We start from the raw sequence: 410 nt of genomic DNA, 5'->3' as shown, positions 1-410 counted from the left end.
TGGCCAGCAGTAGTGGAACTGGTCAGTTCAACCGTCGCTACACCGTTTGCGTCAGTAGTGGATGAAGTGCTCGCCAATGTACCTGCGCTGGTGCTCCAGCTTACGGTTTTGCCCGCTGCCAGGTTGCCGTTAGCGTCTTTAACTGTGGCGCTAAGGGTCGACGTGCTGGTGCCGTTCGCCTCAATTGAAGCAGGCGAAGCGGTTACATCCATTGCAGTGGCTGCACCGGCAGTGAAATCAACCTCAGCGGTGTCAGTCATCGAACCAATGGCGCCGGTCACCGTGGCTTGGCCAGCAGTTGTGGAACTGGTCAGTTCAACCGTCGCCACACCCTTTGCGTCAGTAGTGGACGAAGTGCTCGCCAACGTACCGGCGCTAGTACTCCAGCTAACGGTTTTGCCCGCTGCCAG

At 58.0% G+C, this 410-nt stretch carries 1 protein-coding gene; it reads right to left on the bottom strand.

The window, feature by feature from the left end; translation table 11 throughout:
- Nucleotides 1-410, bottom strand: a 410-nt coding sequence (locus tag AC0IW7_RS24750; RefSeq protein ID WP_471821485.1) for an Ig-like domain-containing protein, incomplete at both ends; no start/stop codon positions are given.

The sequence above is a fragment of the Pseudomonas sp. AC229 genome (genome assembly GCF_979254655.1).
This window is presented reverse-complemented; position numbering and strand designations above follow the sequence as displayed.